Raw genomic sequence first — 17,945 nt, forward strand, 5'->3', positions numbered from 1 at the left:
ATTTCTATGCTGAAAGCCAGTGGAGCCATGATCCGCAGCGGCTCGGGCGCACTCAAGGCCTACTACAAGCAACGATCGGCTGAATACGATGACATTTACAAACTGCGTCGGCGTCAGGCGGATCTTGCCCGACTACGAAGATGGGTAGCGCGACACGTCAAGGGAAAGTGCGTGTTGGAGATAGCCGCAGGCACGGGCTATTGGACACAAGTGTGTTCCCGATCGGCCAGGCTGGTGCTCGCGACCGACTGTAACGCCGATACGTTGGCCGTTGCAGCCGGGCGTGGCCTTGGCTCGAATGTTTCGCTCGTAACCGCCGACGCATTCCTGCTGCCCGCATTCGACACCAGATTCGAAGTTGGAATCGCCATGCTTTGGTGGTCACATCTGAGAAAACGGGAGCAAGGAAAATTCATCGCGCAATTGATGTCGCGGCTGGCGCCAGGCGCAAAGCTCCTGCTCGTCGATGAAGTCTATCGCAAGAATGCGACGAAGAACCCGATCTCGAGGCACGATCGATTCGGCGACAGATACGAAATAAGAGTGGGCAGAGACAATTCGCTCTATGAAATTGTCAAAAATTATCCTGCCGATGATGAGTTGAGGTACTCGCTTTCGGAATATTGCGATCGAGTGCGGATCACACGATTAACGCATTTTTGGGCGATCAGCGCACGCATTAAGATGAATTAGCCGGCACGAAGGGATTGGACGAACATCAAACCTTGTGGTTAAGGACGTGGTCCCAACATGTTCATCGCTTTAATCCCGCAGAGTTTCTGTGTCCTCTCCAGCAGGGTGGGCGTGTCGGTGCAGGGGCCAGTCAGCAGATCCGCCGCGAAGCCCATCGTTTCCAGGATGCGGAGGCCCCCAAATGCCGCCAGTGAGTCCGGTGCGGCGAGCACGAGCTTGTCAACGGGGCGCGCTTTCTTGAGACGTTCGAGGAAGACTGGAACGTTTGCACCCAGGATGTCTCCGCCGCACTCGATCAATACGGCTTGGGCAGGCAACCCAAGAATGTACTGAATGGCGCGATCAAAAATCGGCGAAATATCAGCTCTCTCAGACGGGTAGGTGGTAGGAAGGCCGAAGTCGACGCAGTCCAGCGTGGTGAAAGCGCCGAAATCCCGATAGGTCAAGAGTTCGACGATCGACGAGGTCCCGGTCGCCTTGAGTACCGCGACCTGCGAATAACCCTGATGAAGAAGCGACCGTAAGATCGTGAGGCCGGCCGTCGTTTTTCCAACCTCCGCGGACGTGCCCACGATCAGGTACAGTTCTGCGCCTTTGTCCGCGCCTTCCTCTTCGCTGATTGCCGAAAAATCTCGAAGATTCGCTTTGTTCAACCCCAACGTTCCGAGAAATTCGACTTTGCCGAGGGGATTTTTCCTTTGCGAGGACGAGCCGACCAGTTCGCCGACAATTCCGCAGCTCGATAGTATCGAATACTCCTTGTCCGGAAGTAGTCCCTCTATGGGAACGCCACCGACGACCCATCGGGTCGATTCACGATGACCTGGCGTCGCGAGAAAAATGTCACCCGGAAGGACTGACATGGACCTTCCGGATGGGTGTTCCAACGACACAGGTGTTTCACTCGGCAGGAGCTTGAACGCGCCAAGATCTCCTTCAAAGGCCGGAGACCTTATCAATCGAGACCGTTTGAGTGATCCCGCGCGTCTAAGAACCGAGGTAAGCTTCCAGTCACTCGTCAATGTCTGCTGCGCCTATTTCTTTGCTGGCCGTCGCTGTGACTTCTTCTTCGAGGCTGGCTTCCTCTTTTGCACAATGAAGGCTTGGCCCGGAGTAAAATTAGCCCTGTGCTTCTTTGCAACACCGAGCGCGGTGAGAACTTGGTCCAATTGAGCCGACGTTAAATTGACACGAACTGCAACGAAATCTTTGGCCAGCGGGCCATCGCCCTCATCCATTTTCTTCGAAGCCATATTACCCTCCAGATTCAACAATGGCTGACGATACTATCACCTCGCGCTGAGTGGAACACCCGTCGTCGCCCTATCGGTCGCTATGCTGCAAGCTTTGCCGCCGCGGGTGCTGCTCCCTCCTCATCGAAGGAAGCCGTACTAGGCACAGCGCAGGACCCTCGTGGTCGTAGATTGTTGTTTAATAAGCTGGATTTCCCTAGACGATCCGACTTTGACGTCTGTTGGCGCATTGAATGGGTAGGATTGCCATCTAGAGGTGGAGATGCTGCGACGCGAGTTCTGGCGACTTAAGTGGTCCACGCCTTTGGTCTCGCACCCCAAAGAGGATCGAGTAGCGCGCGTCACGAGGACCCGGGCCCGCTGCGGGCGGATCGCCATCATGACATCGTGCTCCTGTGTTGCCCGACCTGTCAAACGCGCCTAAGCGCCGGCTCAAACCGGTCCGCGTCAAAAGGTGTCGAGCGTGCTCCACTGAAAGTCCTTGAAGTGGCGGGCCGGGCGGTCGGTCGTCTCGGCCGCAGCTCTCGCCGCGACCTACGGTCGCTTGTGCGCCTTAGGAATAGCGTCACCGGCAACGCCTCGATCGCCGCCGCGCGCGCGCACCGAACAGGCGTTCGAGCGCACGGCTCAGCTCAGGTTCCGTCAGTGGCACGATGACGGCGAGCAGCGCACGACTGAATTCGCGACCGATCGCGGCCGTCTCAACTTCGCATGATGCCGACTAGACGAGGACGGCGATTTGCGAGCGCCTTTTCATCCAGCAACTCGCGCAGCCACGCGCGAAAACTGACGATTTCGGGGCAATCCGCGGTGCCTTCAGGCGCAACCAGCCAATCGCCGAGGTCCGATCCCTCATCGATCCGGTCGCAGCGATAGCCCGGATGGTGGCCGATGCCGCGGGCGATCAGCAGGTCGACTTTACCCTCGACCAGTTCGTGCAGGCCGGCGGGCTGGAGCACCCGCAAACCGATCTCCGCATGCGTGCTGCGAAACGCCGCGAGATCGAGGCGGCGGAGCTCGAAGTTGCCATGGACCCCCAATTGCAGCAGCACCGCACCTGCCGGCTTCAATTGCGAGGTCGCCTCCGCGATGTGGCGAAAGCCTTCGGAGACCCCGGGCAGATAGGCCTGACCGGCGACGGTGAGGATGAGCTGCTTATGCAGCCGCTCGAACAGCTGCACGCCGAGGCGCGCCTCCAGCGCCTTCACCTGCTGTCCGACGGCGGCGGGCGTCACGTGCAGCTCGTGTGCAGCCAGCTTGAAGCTGAGATGCCGGGCGGCGGCCTCGAAGGCGCGGAGCGCGTTGAGTGGGGGAAGGGCGTAGGTCATCGGGCTCCATTTTGACACTGATGGGCTGTGGCCTTGCAATAGATTTTCTTGCGCTGAGCCGCAGCAATGATGCTTTGCGAAGCGGTGATGGCGCCGGATACGGTCGGCCCGCAATCCGGAGAAACCCTATGCCGCCAGCTCACATCGTCAGCCACAATCCCGCAACAGTCCACGCGCCCGCCGGCGGCTACAGCATGGGGCTTGAACTGACGCAGCATCGCCGCCTGTTGTTCATCAGCGGCCAGGTGCCTGAGACGACCGACGGCGCCGTCCCTGACGGTTTTGAGGCGCAGTGCGCGCAGGCCTGGCGCAACGTGATCGAGGTGCTCGCCGCCGCCGGCCTCGGCGTCGCGCATCTGGTCAAGGTCACCACGTTCCTGACCGACCGCAATCAACTCGTGACCAACCGCTCCGTTCGTCGCGCGATGCTGGGCGAACACCAGCCCGCGCTGACGGTCGTGATCGTCGAGACCGTCGACAGCAAATGGCTGCTGGAGATTGAGGCGATCGCCGCCGATTGAAACCCGCCAACATTGCAATGAGCCAATCATATCAGGTGTCCCATGGCTGAGATCATTCATCCGTTTTACGAAGCGCATCGTGGTGCAATGGAGGCTGCCATGCGCGAGCGGCTCGACCTGGCCGAAGCGATGTTGCGTGAGCGCGCGCAGCTTTCCGAGATCGACGGGATCAGGCAGGAGGTGATGGATGAATTCGAAATCGTGCTCACCCAGATGCCCTATGTCGGCGGCGCGGCAAGCCGCATGAGCGATTTCTTCATGCGTCTGATGGGCTTCATGGCCATCAGCCGGGTGCTGCGGCGCCACGGCCTGCCGGTGCCTGTGATCGGCGAGATCGAGCGGGAAACCTACAAGGCGCAATTGCTCGCCGTATCGGAAGCCGAACGTCTCGCCTCGGGTCGTCAGTTCATGTCGGCTGAGAACCAGGCCCTGCTACGCGAGCAGGCGGCAAGAAGCGCAACCGAAAGCCATCAAACCGAGTTTCCGGAAGATTTCGTCTACGATTTCGTCGAGCCCGATACGGGTGACAGTTTTGAGTTCGGCATCAACTACAAGGCTTGCGGCTTCTGCAAACTCGCGGCGCGCCATGGCGACAAGGACATCCTGCCGAATATTTGCGGGCTCGATTTGTCGCCTACGCAGCGCGAGGCATCCGCCTGGAGAGGACGCAGACGCTGGCGGGCGGTGCGAGCCACTGCAATTTCCGGTTCTCGCGGCTTGCGCCGGATGAGAACGCCGAGAGTTAGGCCGCGCTCCCTTATCCAATGCAGGTGGCCCTGAATTGCTCGCCTGCTGACGGAGGCGTGGTTCTTGCGCGCGCTTATTCGAGCGGCACGTTGGCCTGCTTGACCACGGCCGACCATTTCCTGATCTCGGCATCCACGAAGCGGGTGAATTCAGCGCCCGATAATTTGCCGGGAGTGACCCCCTGTGTTGCGAACTTCTCGGCAATTGCCGGGGAGGCCAGAATCTCGCTCATGACCTCGACCAGCCTGGCATAGGCAGGATTGCCATTCGCTGCCGGCATGTACATGCCAAACCACGCCGTCGCTTCAAAATCTTTGACGCCGGCTTCATCGAGCGTCGGAACGTCGGGAAGCGACGCCGCGCGCGTCATGCTGGTGACGGCGAGGACGCGAATGTTGCCGGCCGAGGCGGCCGGAAGCACGGTTGGGAGCGTGTCGAACATGATCGGGATATGGCCGCCAAGCAGATCGTTCATCGCGGGCGCGGCTCCCTTGTAGGGGATGTGGACGATGTCGACGCCCGCCATTTGTTTGAAAAGTTCGCCGGACAGATGATTGGCGCCCCCGATTCCGGAGGAGCCGAACGAAAGCTTGCCCGGGTCCTTCTTCGCCAGCGCGATGAGCTCGGCGACGTTTTTCGCCGGAAAGTCCTTTGTGACCACGAGTGCGTTGGGCGCGCTCGCGACGACGGCCACGGGCGAGAAGGCTACCTGCGTGTCATAGGGCAGCTGGCGGAACAGGCTCGGATTGATGACGTGGTGGGTCGCGGCGATCAGCAACACGCTGCCGTCGGCCGGCGCTTTCGCAACCATCTCGGACCCAATGGTGCCTGACGCGCCGGCGCGATTTTCCACGATGGTCGAAACGCCGAGCCTGTCACCGAGGTATTGCGCGATGAAGCGCGCCAGAATGTCCGTGGTGCCGCCGGCCGGGAACGGCACGACGATCTTGATCTGGCTCGGAGGAAACTGCTGGGCTGACGCCAAGCCCAGCGGGATCGTCAACGATAGCAGCACCAGGCCGATAGCGAACCAGAGCGTTCTCACCCTTGACATCCGGTTCATGAAGTCCTCCCGTCGAGCGGTCGAAATGCGCTCATCTCGTTATGGTCGTCGCAAAGGCTGGGCGAGATCGACGCCGGTGCCGGGCTTTTCACCCGGCTCGGGCCGCGATTGAACCGGATGTCGGAAATTCGACCATGGCTTCACCGGCTGCGACGTGCTCGCCCCTTTGATTGCGGACCAGTACGTCGATCAGCACCCAATTTGATTTCTGCGTCGACTGCTTCGACTTCACCACGCCTAGCGGCTGGATGGTGTCCCCTGGCTTGACCGGCTTGAGCCAGCGCGTCTCAAGCCGCCGCTGAATGGCACCGGCAGGATAGGCCCAATCCGTCAGCATCCGGGTGATCAGCCCGAAATTGTTCATGCCATGCATGATGATGCCGCCGAAATTGGTCTTGCCGAAACTGTTCTTCATGTAATCGTCGTCGAGATGCAGGGGGTTGTAGTCGAGCGACCCGTCGCAAAACAGACGGATGGATTCGCGCGAGACGTCGAACTTTGGGCCGTCGATCATGTCGCCGACGGTGAGGTTCTCGAAGCTGGTGCTCATGCCATGTTTCCTTGTCTGCCGTTGCGATCAAGCGGGGCGGATCGTCTGGCCGCGGCCGGAACAAATGACGTCGCCATGCTGGTTGAAGAAGACGTTGTCGTGGACGACGAAGAGGCGCTCGCGCTTGATGAATTTGTCCAGTGCGCGTGCCTGCAGCGTGATGGTGTCTCCGGGCCGTGCAGGCTTGTTGTAACTCCAGGATTGACCGGCATTAATGGTCCCCGGCGTTCGCATCCAGTCGTCGGTGGGGGTGCAGGCGAACATCAGCAGAATGTGGATCGACGGCGGTGCGATCAGCCCGCCATAAGGAGTTTTCTTCGCGTAGGTCTCGTCGAAATAGAGCGGGTGATCTTCGCCGACGGAGCGGCAGTAGAGCTGGATAGCTTCCAGCGTCAGCTTGTAGGGGATCGTCTTGCGCGGCTCACCCGGGACGATGTCGTCCCACACCTTGCGCAGATTGGCGTCCTTCCAGAAATCGGTCTCGAATGCCGGCGCTTGCGTCATCGCGTCTCCTCCCATAGTGTTCGCCAGGCGAACAGATTATTCGTTTTGTGAACCACTATGCACGGAGCTTGTTCGTCTCCGCAAGGGGGCCGTGGCATTGCCAAAAGAGAGCGATGGATACGTTCGCGCGATTGAGCGAGGTTTCGCCCTGATCGAGGCGCTTGGCCGGTCCCCAGGGCGGCATACGCTGTCAGAGGCCGCCGTCCACGCCGGCCTCAACCGCGCGACGGCGCGACGCATGCTCGCCACCCTCGTTACGCTGAAATATTGCGAAGCCGACGGCCGCTATTTCCGCTTGCGGCCTCGAGCTCTCGGTCTGGGCTTGTCCTACCTGAACGCCTTGCCGTTCTGGGGCTATGCTCAGCGTGCGCTCGAAGATCTTCGCAACGACATCGGCGAATCCTGCGCGCTCGCGGTGCTCGATGAAACTGATATCGTCTATGCCCTGAGACTTCCGGCGCGGCGTATCCTCTCCGCCAATCTCGGGATCGGCAGCCGGCTACCCGCGCATCTCGTCTCGTTGGGACGTGTGCTTCTGGCCAACCTTACTCCGGAGCAGAAAGCCCAATATTTGGCAACCACGCCACTCAAGTCAGTGACGCCACGGACCATCATCGATCCCAAACGCCTGGCTCAGGAACTGCAACTGACGGAGGGGCGGGGATACGCCTGGGTCGATGGCGAGCTGGATCCGGCGATTTGCGGCATGGCCGTTCCAATTCGCGATCAGGGCGGCAGCGTCGTTGCGGCGATCAGCATCAATCTGATCTCCGGAACGCTGAACGAGGCGGCCGCAAAGAAACGATATCTCGTGCGGCTTCAGAAGACCGCCCAGGACATTCGGACTCAATCAGTGTCGTTGTCGTGATCAAGGATTGCGCGGCAGTAGTCGGAGCAGCGAACCGGGCGTAAAGCTCGCTTCGGAAAGCCGCGCGCCCTGTGGCAGATCTGACCAGACAATTGGCCAGCGCCATCGTGACATCCTGCTCCTGTTTTGCCCGACGAGTCAAACCGTCGCTGCGGTCGCATCATCGCAATTTCGGATTTTATAACTCGTTGAATTCCCTCACAGTATCTACTGTGCATGGGGTTGTTTTCGCGCTTTTTGTTTTGAGGGGTGGCTATTCCACCGCCTTTTCCCTCAGCCGCTGCGCATAGACGTTGATGACCAGCGCCGCCAGCAGGATCAGGCCGCGGATCAGGATTTTCAGGAAGCTGTCGATGTTGACGTGGTCAAGGCCGTTATTGAGGACACCGAGGACGAAGAGCCCGACGATGGTGTTGCCGATGCCGCCGCGACCGCCGAACAGGCTGGTGCCGCCGACCACGACGGCGGCGATGGAGTCGAGCAGATAGGTATCGAACTCGTTCTGCTGCGCGCTGCCGAAATGGGCCACGCCCAGCATGCCGCCGATACCGGAGCACACCGCCGAGATCACCATGACGGCGCCGAGGATGAGCTTGACGTTGAGGCCGGAATATTCGGCCGCCTCGCGGTTGCCGCCGACCATGTAGACGTAGCGGCCAAAGCGCGTGTAGGTCAGCACCAGATGTCCCAAGAGCAGCATGATCGCGGCGACGATGACGATCCATGGGATGCCGCCGATCGATCCGGAGCCGAGCGTGGTGATCACGCCGGGCACCTTGTAGGCGATCTGGCCGCGCACCAGCAGCGCCGAGATTCCGGCCGCGATCTGCATCATCGCCAAGGTCATGATGAAGGAAGGGATGCCGATCACGGTCAGTCCCAGTGCATTGACGAGACCGAGGAACGCGCAGAGCAAAATGGCCAGCAGGATCGCCGCCGCGCCGGGCAGGGGAATGTTGGGAATGTTGACGTAGGATTCCTGGAGCGTGAAGTAGGCGACCGCGATGCCGGTGACGTTGGCGATGCTGGCAATCGAGAGGTCGATCTCCGCGCAGAGAATCACGAAGGTGAGGCCGACGGCGATGATTCCCGTGACCGAGACCTGGGTCAGGATGTTGCCGAGATTGTCCAGCGTGGCGAAGGAGGGACTGGCCAGCGCAAAGAAGCCGGACAGAAAGATCAGCGTCAGGAACGGGGCGATGTTGCGCATCTGCGAGCGCAGGAACGGCGCAAGCCCGCGCGCCCGCTGCCCCGCCGCCAAAGCCGTGTCACTGCTCGCCATGGTGCTTCTCCGTCACGCCGCTTCCAGCAGGCGGTCCTTGCTGACCGGCTCGTTCTTGAATTCACGCACCAATGCGCCGCGCTTGAGCACGAGGATGCGGTCGGCCAGCGACAGCACCGTTTCCGGCTCGGTCGAGAGCACGATGATCGCGAGCCCTTTGGCGCGAAGATCGCGGACGATGTTGATGACGTCGTTCTTGGCACCGACATCCATGCCGCGGGTCGGCTCACACAGCACCAGGAGTTTGGGCGGATAGGTCAGCCATTTCGCCAGCGCGACCTTCTGCTGATTGCCGCCGGAGAGCATGCCGAGATCAAGACCGACCACCGGCGGCCTGATCTGGAGCTGCTCGACCTGGCGCTTTGCGATGTCGCGCTCCTGCGCCGGCTTGAGCAGCAACGCCGAGATGCGATCGAGAATGCTGATCGAGATGTTCTTGTAGACCGGCTCCTGGTGAAACAGCATCGCGCGTCGGCTCTCCGGCACCAGCGCCACCCCGGCGCGCCGCGCCGCTGCCGTGCTGGCAAACGTCTTGGGCTTGCCATCGACCGCGAGCGTGCCGCCGTCCGGCTTCAGCTTGCCGAACAAGATGCGCGACAGTTCCTGCTGGCCGCACCCCATGAACCCGTAGATGCCGAGCACTTCGCCGGCGCGCGCCTCGAAGGAGATGTCCTTCAGGCTGCGGGCCAGCGACAGCTGGTCGACCTTCAGGACCACCGAGCTGTCGCTCGCCCGCGGCAGCATCAGATCGTCGCTGTAGCTGTGCTCGAGCGCTTCGCCGCCGCGGCCGATCATGGCCTCGATCAGCGCGCCCTTGCTGGTCGCAGCACTTGCCGTCTCCGCGACCTTCCGTCCGTTGCGGAACACGGTCACGGTGTCGGACACCCGAAGAATGTCCTCGATGAAATGCGAGATGAAGACGATCGCCGTGCCTTCCTCACGCAGCCGGCGCAGCGTCGCGAACAGTCGCTCGACCTCGGGCGGGGAGAGGGCGGAGGTCGGTTCGTCCAGGATGACGATGCGCGCGCCGGAGAACAGCACGCGCGCGATCTCGATTAGCTGCTGCAGCCCGATCGGGAGATCGCCGAGCCTGCTCATCGGATCGACGTCGATGCCGAAGCGGGCGAGCTGCTCGCCGGCCTCACGCGCCATCCGCCGCCATTGCACCAGGCCGAGGCGGTTGGTCGGCTGGTTGCCCAGAAACACGTTCTCCGCGACCGTGAGGTCGGGCGCGACCGAGAGCTCCTGGTGCACCATGGCGATGCCGGCGCTGTGGGCGTCGCGGGCCGAGCGGAAATGCGTCTCCTGTCCGTCGATCAGGAAGCGGCCGGAGAATTCGGTGTGCACGCCGGCGATGATCTTCATCAGCGTGCTTTTTCCCGCGCCGTTCTCGCCGACGAGACCATGGATCTCGCCGGGTGAGAGCGCGAAGTCGACACCACGAAGCGCCTCGACGCCGCCGAAGCTCTTCGTGATGCCCTGCAGTTCCAGGATAGGCGAACGATCCTCTCGCATGGAGGCTCAGATCAGGAAGTGATCCTGCATCCACTGCATGCCTGCGGCGTTGGCCTTGGTCACAACAGGACCGTCGGTGACGACGTTCTTGGGAATGCCCTGTCCGCTCTTTTCGCCGCCGACCACGGCGGAAACGCCCGCGATGATGGCGCCGCCATGAATCCGGCAGGACGGATTGCGCACGGTGGCGAACATGCGGCCTTCGCTGACCGCCTGGATCGCCGGCGGCATCGCGTCGACGCCGCCGATCAGGATGTTGGTGCGGCCCCGCGCCTTCATGATATTGGCGGCGGCGAGGGCCATGTCGTCATTGTGGAAGAACGCCGCGTCGATCTGCGGATACTTCGTCAGGTAGGTTTCCCAGAGGCGCGCGGTCTTCGACACATCCCAGTCTGCCGGCTGGGTATCGAGCACCTCGATCCCAGGGAATTGCTTCACGACATTGTTGAAGCCCTTGGCGCGGCCCTGCGCGCCGGTGTGGCCGAGGGCTCCTTGCGTCATGATGATCTTGCCCTTGCCGCCCATGGCGTTGCACAGCGCCTGCGTCACGGAGGCGCCCATGAACTCGTTGTCGGGGGCGAGGAAGGAGTGGACGTTGATCTGGTCCAGCGGCGCGATCAGCGTGTCCATGTCGATCACGGGCGTGCCGGCGTCGATCATCTTCTGCACCGGCTGGGTGAGGGTGCCGATGCCAAAGGCCTGGATCGCGACGAAGTCCCATTTCTGCGAGGCCATGTTGTCGATCGCCGCGCGCTGCTTCACCGCATCGAGCTGGCCGTCGAACCAGGTGACTTCGACATTGAACAGCTTGCCCCAGAATTCCGCGGCCTGCTTGCCCTGCGCGCACCAGGTGGCCTGGAGGCCTGCGTTGGAGAACGCCGCCTTCAGCGGCTTCTCGCTTCGTCCGACTTCGGCTGCAAGGGCGGGGTTTATGCCCATGCTGCCGAGGATGGCAGTCGCGGCGCCGGCGGTTGCTGCCGCCTGAAGAAGATCGCGCCTCGTCGTCGAGAAATCTTTCGTCCCGGACATCGCTCGCTCCCATACAATTTTATCTCGGCGCGTCATTGATTGCGCGACCGATGTCCGAAAGTGTCTCACAAGAGTTGGTGCCACTCAATCCGCAATCAACGGCGGGTCGCCGCGAGCCCGTGTTGGTGCAGCGCAAAGCGTCAGGCCGGGACACCCGCGAACGCGTCGATCTCGATGAGCAGTTGGTCCCAGGCCTGCGCGATGTCCGGCGACCATTCCTCGCGGAGGAGATCGCGCAGCGTGTCCCTGACGACGGCGAAGAAGGCGATGAACAGCTCGCGCGGCGTGCCGTAGCCATCGTGCGAGGCGACCTCGCAGGCGATCAACCGGAATTGCCCGCGGCGATCACCGGCGAAGTCGAGAATCGCCTCGATCGTGAGAGCCAGCATCGATCCCATCACGAGTTCGCTGCCTTGCGTGCGGAACATCGCCCGTGTTTCGGGATGCTGTTCGAACAGCCGCTGATAGACCTGTGGCGTGAGATCGGTGCAGCGCGAGGCTGCAAGTTCAAAGCTCTGTTCGATCGGATTGGGAGAAGCATTCATCGGTGCTTTAGCCCCGCAGACAAAAAAAGAGCGGGGCCCTAGCCCCGCTCGAAAATTGTGTCGACCCTATTATCCCCGATTCTAAGATTTGATCTTGATTGGCGGGGCGACGCTGCATTTTGCGCGTCAGGGGCTCCTCCCGAGACTTGGACCACCAGACTTCGACCTCGCGGCCAGCCTGAGCAAGAGGATGCTAGATCAACTTTTCTCACTTGTCATCATTTTCGGCAACGAATGTTCAAAATTCGAGCAACTGACGAAATGATCGGGCTTTTGGCTCTGTAAGCATATGACAAATATAAGAAATCCGTAGATGGGGCCGGGTGCTCGACTGCCGGAGGTTCCCTTCCGCGCGCGGCCGGACCACAGTTTTCCGGGAAATTTGCGCTGGATTAAGGAGGCGGCGGAACCGGGCTCGACTTGGCCATCCGCCGGTGTTTAGTTAGTAGACGAACGAATGGTTCGGCGGATGCGCGCACGGCTGCAAAAATTCCTACCTCTGGTCCTGCTCGCCCTGGTGATGCAGGTGCTGGCGCCGATTGCCGCCTGTCTGGCGGCCGGCCAAGCCGTGGCCGATCCGTTGTCCGCCGCCGTCATCTGCCACAGCGCAGGCGAGCAAGGCGGCCTGAACGATCCGGCGGGTACGCCGGTCGCACATGCCGGTGCATGCGCCCTCTGTTGCCTGGCGCAGGTGGGCGCGTCGCTCGATTCGCCGCCGCACGCCGCGCTTTCCGTTCCCTTCCGCCACGCCGAGCGCGTGGTGTGGCACGCGGCGGAGGCATCCGCCGGCGCGGCCCATAAAGGCACAAACGCGCAGGCGCGCGCACCGCCTCAATTTTCCTGACGACTCTCGTGATCGCCGCGGTCCGCCGCAGGCGATTGATGCTGTCGAATGGCCGGAGAGAACGCCCGGCGTCAGGAATGCCCCATGTTACGTTGTCATGCCCGCCGTGGTGTGAGCGTCGTTGCCATTCAGGCCGCGCTGCTTGCATCGTCGAGCGGCGCCTTTGCCCAAAGCAGCAGCGCAGTGTTGCCGCCAATCACCGTCGAGGCGCCTCAGCAGAAGCGCGCGTCGGCGGTCCGACCGCCACGCAATACGGCGCGATCGGCGCGCGTCACGCGAAGCCCGCGAACGACCCCATCGCCGCAGCAAACCGCGAGCGAACAGAGTGCCGGGGCTCCGGGTGCCCTGACGGTTCTGACGGCGCAACAAGCACTGGCGGAGATTAACCAGACTCCGGGCGGCGTGGCGCTCGTGTCGGCCGAGGTGTACAGGAACTCGACGCCGTCCAACACGATCAAGGATGTTCTGGATTACGTGCCCGGCGTGTACGCCCAGCCCAAATGGGGCGACGACACCCGCCTTTCGATTCGCGGGTCCGGCCTGTCGCGCAATTTTCATCTGCGCGGTGTGCAGCTCTATATGGACGGCATTCCGATCAACACTGCGGATGGCTATGGCGATTTCCAGGAGATCGATCCGAGCGCCTACAAATATGTTGAAGTCTTCAAGGGCGGCAACGCGCTTCAGTTCGGCGCCAATTCGCTGGGAGGCGCAATCAACTTCGTGACCCCGACCGGCCGCGACTCGTTTCCGAATGGTGTGTCCTTCGATGTCGGAGGATTCGGCTACAAACGACTTCAGGCGAACGCAGGCGGCGTCAACGGGCCGTGGGACGGCTTCGTGACCGCTTCCACGCAGGCCGCAGACGGATTTCGCGATCACAGCTTCGGCTCGAGCAACCGCTTGAGCGGTAATGTGGGCTATCAGTTCTCCCCGGATGTCGAGACACGGTTCTACCTCAATGCCAACGAAGTGCGGCAGCGAATCCCGGGTACCGTGACCAAGACGTCCGCTTTGACCGATCCGGAAGCTGCTGCACCGGCGAATGTTGCGATGGATCAGCAGCGCAACATCGATACTGTCAGGCTGGCCAACAAAACCACCGTTCGTTTCGATGACACCAAAGTCGAATTCGGCGCCTTTGGTGTCGATCGCCATTTGATGCATCCGATTTTCCAGTGGCTGGACTACCGTTACAAGGACTACGGCGGATTCGCGAAGATCACGGATGACCGCACCATTGGCGGCTTCCGCAACAAGTTGGTCGCAGGCGTCAATGTGCTGAACGGCAGCATCGACAACCAGCAGTTCGCCAACATTGGCGGGCAGAAGGGTGCACCGCTTTCTTCCTCGATCGATCGATCGGAGAATACCTCCGCCTACGTTGAAGACAGCTTCTACGTCCTTCCAAATCTTGCGCTGATCGGCGGCACGCAATTTCTGTACGCGACCCGCAATCGGCAGGATCGTTTCCTCAGCGACGGGGATCAATCGGGGGCGACGCGCTTTAATCTCTGGTCACCGAAAGGCGGTCTGTTGTGGCAAATCGATCCGGCCTGGCAAGCCTTCGCCAATGTCTCGCGGAGTGCCGAGGTGCCGAGCTTTGGCGAAAGCGCGATCGGCCTCGGCATTCCGACGATCCCGTTCACCAGCATCCGCCCGCAGATTGCCACCACGTACGAAATCGGGACTCGCATGAAGCGATCTGATTATGCCTGGGAACTGACGGCCTACCGGGCCAACATTCGCGACGAATTGCAATGCCTCTATAGTACTTTCGGCAATTGCAATGTGACCAACGCCGACCGCACCATCCATCAAGGCATCGAGGCCGGCGCGGGCGCAGCAATCTTTCGTGACATCTTCGTCAACGGCCCGGCTCCGGACAAGATCTGGCTGAATCTGGCTTATTCCTTCAACGACTTCCGCTTCGACAAAGATCCGACCTTCGGAAACAATCGATTGCCGGGAGCTCCAAATCACTACCTGCGCGCGGAGCTTCTCTACAAGCACCCTACCGGGTTCTATGTTGGACCCAACGTCGAATGGGTGCCACAGGCCTACTTCGTCGACAGCATGAACACGCTGACGTCAGAGCCTTACGCCCTGTTGGGATTGAAAGCGGGCTTCGACAATGGTGGCCCGATGTCCGCCTACGTCGAGGGGCGCAATCTCACCAACAAGACCTACATAGCCAGCGCGAGCATCATCGATCGAGCGACGGCGACGTCAGCATTGTTTGAGCCGGGCACGGGACGGGCAGTGTATGCTGGAATGAGGTATCGATGGTGACGTGCAAATGGCACTTGGGTCTATGTTCGCTCCGCCGCAGGCCGGCATTCCGAATGCCGATGCGGGTGGCGGCGGAAAATCGTCGTGGAATGCAGGGCCATTCTCGGCCCGATCAATCGCGAAAGAGGCAATCAACATGAAGAATATCGGACGAACTCTCCTTGCAATTTCACTGTTGCTGACCGCCTGTGCCGCCGCGCAGGCCGAGGACATCAAGGCCGGCGATCTCGTCATCTCGCAGGCGTGGAGCCGGGCGACACCAGGCGGAGCCAAGGTGGCCGGCGGCTATCTCACCATCGAGAACAAGGGCACAGTGGCAGACAAGCTGGTCAGCGTTTCCGCCGATATCGCGGGGAAGGCTGAGGTCCACGAGATGGCGATGGACAACGGAGTGATGAAGATGCGCCTGCTCGACAAGGGGCTCGTGATCGATCCCGGCAAAACGGTGAAGTTCGCGCCCGGCGGCTACCACCTGATGCTCCAGGAGCTGAAGGGCCCCTTCAAGCAGGGCGACAAGGTGCCGGTGACGCTTCAGTTTGAGAAGGCCGGCAAGGTCGCCGTCTCCCTCGACGTCCAAGGCGTCGGCGCGCAGGCGCCCGGCGACAGTGGGCACATGATGAAGAAAATGCCTGATCATTCGGGAATGAAGATGTGACGAGCGTGATCTGGACCTTCGGGAGACCCAATATGTCGAAGCGAACCTGGCTGATTGTTCTGAGCGTCTTTGCGGCAACGCCAGCGACTGCGCACGTCTTCCTCGAAGGCAAGCAGGCGACAGTGGGGGGATCGTACAAAGCCGTTTTCGCCGTCCCGCACGGTTGCGCGGGCTCGCCCACGGTGAAAATCCGGGTGCAGATTCCTGAAGGCGTGATCGCGGTGAAACCGATGCCGAAGGCGGGCTGGAGTGTTGACGTGGTCGAGGGCAAATACGCCGGCGAATACGACTATCACGGCAACAAGCTCTCGTCCGGCGTCAAGGAGGTGACTTGGTCTGGCGGCAAGCTGCCCGACAAGAACTATGACGAGTTCGTCATGCACACGGCCCTGACCGACACGCTCAAGCCGAACACGATCCTGTACTTCCCCGTCGTCCAGGAATGCGAGACCGGCGTCAGCCGCTGGATCGAGATCCCCGCGGAGGGGGCAGGGCATTCGCATGAGAGCAAATCGCCGGCTCCGGGCGTGAAACTCCTGCCGAAACCCTGATGCGCCTGCTCGCCGCGCTCGCGACGCTGCTCCTCGTTGTCGGCTTCGCGACCGGCGCCTCGGCGCACGCGGCGCTCGTCGCGGTCGAGCCGGCGAGCGGCAGCATGCTCGCGAGCGCGCCGAAGATGGTGGAGTTGCGCTTCAACGAGACGGTGACGCCGGGCGCGATCCGGCTGATCGACGGCGCGGGCACGGCGCGGGATGACGTGCGCGTCGACGCATCGGGCGCGACCATCTCGGTCGCGATGCCGGCGGACCTGCCGCAAGGCACGGCCGTCGTCAGCTATCGCGTGATCTCGCAGGATGGCCATCCCGTCGCTGGATCGGTGATCTTCTCGATCGGCACGCCGACGGGAACGCAACCTCCCGCAAACGCCGATGGCGGATTGAACGTGCTGATCTGGCTGGCGCGAGTCGGTCTCTATCTTGGCCTGTTCGTCGGCGTCGGCGGCGTTTTCTTTGCACGCTGGGTTGCGTGGTCGATGACCGGCATAACCATCCCGTGCGTGGCGCTCGCCATCGGCTTCCCGAGCGCGGTGGTGTCCCTTGGTGTGCTGGGGCTGGATCTCCTCGGCCTACCGATATCCGCTCTCGCGACGATGGCTCCTTGGAAAGTCGCATCCGGGACCAGCGCGGGCCCGGCCTTGCTCGTGGCCATCGCTGCAATGCTGTTCGCATTGCTGGCGCTAGGCAGCGCGTGGTGCGCGCGCGCTCTGGCGATCATTGCCTTCGTCGGCGTCGGCTTGTCGCTGGCCATGACCGGGCACGCTGCTACGGCACCGCCCGAACTGTTGACCCGGCCCGCAATCTTTCTCCATGGCCTCGGTGTCGCCTTTTGGATTGGGGCCCTCGCGCCGCTGGGCGCCCTGTTGTCAAAGCGACCCGTCCCGACATTGCCCGTCGTGAACCGCTTTTCTCGCATCGCGGCGCCGGCCGTTGGCGTTCTCGCATTGACCGGCCTCGCGCTCGCCATCGTCCAGCTCGAAAAGCCGTCTGCATTGGTCGAGACCCGCTATGGATTGATCCTCTCGATCAAGCTTGCACTGGTCCTCGTGCTGCTGGCGCTTGCCGCGCTCAACCGCTTCCGCCTGACTCCAGCTCTGGCGGGGGATCACAAGGCCGCGCCGGCACTGAAGCGCTCGATCGTACTCGAATGCGCGATCGCGCTAGGCATCTTCGCCGTCGTGGCCGGTTGGCGCTTCACGCCGCCGCCGCGAACGATCGCTCCGGAGACGCCGCTGGCGATCCACATCCACACCGACAGGGCGATGTTTCAGGTCCTGGTCTCGCCGGGCAAGGCGGGTATTGACGATTTCGTCCTGCAGCTCATGACCGGCGAGGGGGCGGTTCTCGAGGCCAAGGAGGTGACGCTGACGCTGAGCCTGCCCGAACGCGGCATTGAGCCGATGGAGCGGAACGCCTTGCTGGGGCCGGACCGCTACTGGCACGTGCGCAAGGTCGAGCTGCCCTTTGCCGGCCGTTGGCATGTGCGGATCGACGCGCTCGTGACCGATTTCGAGAAGATCACGCTGGAGGACGAACTCGAGGTGGCGGCGCCCTGAACCCGGCTCTTCGGCACCTCGCGTCGAACCTGAAGTCGACGGAAAAATGACAGGAATTCCGCTGTGTTAGCGGGTTTTCCTCATTCCCGGTCTTGTGTTTTGGCTCCCAATCCGGTTTCACTGCAAGCCATCACTGATTCCTC

Annotated in this window: 18 protein-coding genes and 1 pseudogene; 9 read left to right on the forward strand and 10 right to left on the reverse strand. The window is 61.8% G+C overall.

Annotated features, from left to right (window positions below):
• Positions 1-6: 6 nt before the first annotated feature.
• On the forward strand, positions 7-693 hold the full coding sequence (locus IVB40_RS16910; RefSeq protein WP_247819369.1) for a class I SAM-dependent methyltransferase: 687 nt from the start codon (positions 7-9) through the stop codon (positions 691-693).
• Between the two features lie 38 nt (positions 694-731).
• Here the strand turns inward: IVB40_RS16910 and IVB40_RS16915 are convergent, their stop codons facing one another.
• The 3 genes from IVB40_RS16915 to IVB40_RS16925 form a co-directional block, all read right to left on the reverse strand.
• Positions 732-1,556: a hypothetical protein gene (locus tag IVB40_RS16915; RefSeq protein ID WP_247819370.1), complete on the reverse strand. Its 825-nt coding sequence runs from the start codon at positions 1,554-1,556 to the stop codon at positions 732-734.
• A gap of 171 nt (positions 1,557-1,727) precedes the next feature.
• A complete protein-coding gene (locus tag IVB40_RS16920) occupies positions 1,728-1,946 on the reverse strand; it encodes a hypothetical protein (RefSeq protein WP_247819371.1) in 219 nt (72 codons plus the stop codon).
• Between the two features lie 701 nt (positions 1,947-2,647).
• Positions 2,648-3,274 (reverse strand): LysR family transcriptional regulator, encoded by a 627-nt coding sequence (locus IVB40_RS16925; protein ID WP_247819372.1) that lies wholly within the window; start codon positions 3,272-3,274, stop codon positions 2,648-2,650.
• Between the two features lie 128 nt (positions 3,275-3,402).
• Between IVB40_RS16925 and IVB40_RS16930 the strand changes: the two genes are divergently transcribed.
• Positions 3,403-3,795 (forward strand): RidA family protein, encoded by a 393-nt coding sequence (locus IVB40_RS16930; RefSeq protein WP_247819373.1) that lies wholly within the window; start codon positions 3,403-3,405, stop codon positions 3,793-3,795.
• Between the two features lie 42 nt (positions 3,796-3,837).
• Positions 3,838-4,541: pseudogene (locus IVB40_RS16935) on the forward strand (L-2-amino-thiazoline-4-carboxylic acid hydrolase).
• Positions 4,542-4,615: 74 nt separating this feature from the next.
• On the opposite strand, the gene IVB40_RS16940 reads toward IVB40_RS16935, so the two are convergent.
• From IVB40_RS16940 to IVB40_RS16950, 3 genes are all read right to left on the reverse strand, one after another.
• Positions 4,616-5,605 (reverse strand): tripartite tricarboxylate transporter substrate binding protein, encoded by a 990-nt coding sequence (locus IVB40_RS16940; protein ID WP_247819374.1) that lies wholly within the window; start codon positions 5,603-5,605, stop codon positions 4,616-4,618.
• Positions 5,606-5,693: 88 nt separating this feature from the next.
• Positions 5,694-6,155: a MaoC family dehydratase gene (locus tag IVB40_RS16945; RefSeq protein ID WP_027567182.1), complete on the reverse strand. Its 462-nt coding sequence runs from the start codon at positions 6,153-6,155 to the stop codon at positions 5,694-5,696.
• Between the two features lie 27 nt (positions 6,156-6,182).
• Positions 6,183-6,659 (reverse strand): MaoC family dehydratase, encoded by a 477-nt coding sequence (locus IVB40_RS16950; protein WP_027518223.1) that lies wholly within the window; start codon positions 6,657-6,659, stop codon positions 6,183-6,185.
• Positions 6,660-6,750: 91 nt separating this feature from the next.
• Here IVB40_RS16950 and IVB40_RS16955 point away from each other — a divergent pair, with 91 nt between their 5' ends.
• Entirely contained in the window at positions 6,751-7,527 is a 777-nt protein-coding gene (locus IVB40_RS16955) for an IclR family transcriptional regulator C-terminal domain-containing protein (protein WP_247819552.1), read from the forward strand.
• 253 nt (positions 7,528-7,780) lie between these two features.
• On the opposite strand, the gene IVB40_RS16960 is transcribed toward IVB40_RS16955, so the two are convergent.
• The 4 genes from IVB40_RS16960 to IVB40_RS16975 all read right to left on the reverse strand — a co-directional run bounded on the left by IVB40_RS16960 (position 7,781) and on the right by IVB40_RS16975 (position 11,898).
• On the reverse strand, positions 7,781-8,809 hold the full coding sequence (locus IVB40_RS16960; RefSeq protein ID WP_247819375.1) for an ABC transporter permease: 1,029 nt from the start codon (positions 8,807-8,809) through the stop codon (positions 7,781-7,783).
• A gap of 12 nt (positions 8,810-8,821) precedes the next feature.
• On the reverse strand, positions 8,822-10,324 hold the full coding sequence (locus tag IVB40_RS16965; RefSeq protein WP_247819376.1) for a sugar ABC transporter ATP-binding protein: 1,503 nt from the start codon (positions 10,322-10,324) through the stop codon (positions 8,822-8,824).
• Positions 10,325-10,330: 6 nt separating this feature from the next.
• Positions 10,331-11,353: a sugar ABC transporter substrate-binding protein gene (locus IVB40_RS16970; RefSeq protein ID WP_007610940.1), complete on the reverse strand. Its 1,023-nt coding sequence runs from the start codon at positions 11,351-11,353 to the stop codon at positions 10,331-10,333.
• Positions 11,354-11,493: 140 nt separating this feature from the next.
• Positions 11,494-11,898 (reverse strand): globin, encoded by a 405-nt coding sequence (locus IVB40_RS16975; protein WP_247819377.1) that lies wholly within the window; start codon positions 11,896-11,898, stop codon positions 11,494-11,496.
• A 469-nt stretch (positions 11,899-12,367) separates the two neighbouring features.
• On the opposite strand from IVB40_RS16975, the gene IVB40_RS16980 reads away from it, so the two are divergent.
• The 5 genes from IVB40_RS16980 (at position 12,368) to IVB40_RS17000 (ending at position 17,802) form a co-directional block, all read left to right on the forward strand.
• Entirely contained in the window at positions 12,368-12,742 is a 375-nt protein-coding gene (locus tag IVB40_RS16980) for a DUF2946 family protein (RefSeq protein WP_247289504.1), read from the forward strand.
• An 84-nt stretch (positions 12,743-12,826) separates the two neighbouring features.
• Positions 12,827-15,034 (forward strand): TonB-dependent receptor, encoded by a 2,208-nt coding sequence (locus IVB40_RS16985; RefSeq protein WP_247819378.1) that lies wholly within the window; start codon positions 12,827-12,829, stop codon positions 15,032-15,034.
• A 136-nt stretch (positions 15,035-15,170) separates the two neighbouring features.
• Positions 15,171-15,689 carry a copper chaperone PCu(A)C gene (locus IVB40_RS16990; protein WP_247819553.1) on the forward strand — a complete coding sequence of 173 codons (519 nt, stop codon included), beginning with the start codon at positions 15,171-15,173 and terminating at the stop codon, positions 15,687-15,689.
• A 32-nt stretch (positions 15,690-15,721) separates the two neighbouring features.
• Positions 15,722-16,240: a YcnI family protein gene (locus IVB40_RS16995; RefSeq protein WP_247819379.1), complete on the forward strand. Its 519-nt coding sequence runs from the start codon at positions 15,722-15,724 to the stop codon at positions 16,238-16,240.
• Complete coding sequence (locus IVB40_RS17000) at positions 16,240-17,802, forward strand: CopD family protein (protein WP_247819380.1); 1,563 nt, start codon at positions 16,240-16,242, stop codon at positions 17,800-17,802. Before IVB40_RS16995 ends, IVB40_RS17000 begins: the two co-directional genes overlap by 1 nt.
• The last annotated feature ends 143 nt before the right edge of the window (positions 17,803-17,945 follow it).

The sequence above is a fragment of the Bradyrhizobium sp. 40 genome (assembly GCF_023100925.1).
In the GTDB taxonomy this organism is placed as follows: domain Bacteria; phylum Pseudomonadota; class Alphaproteobacteria; order Rhizobiales; family Xanthobacteraceae; genus Bradyrhizobium.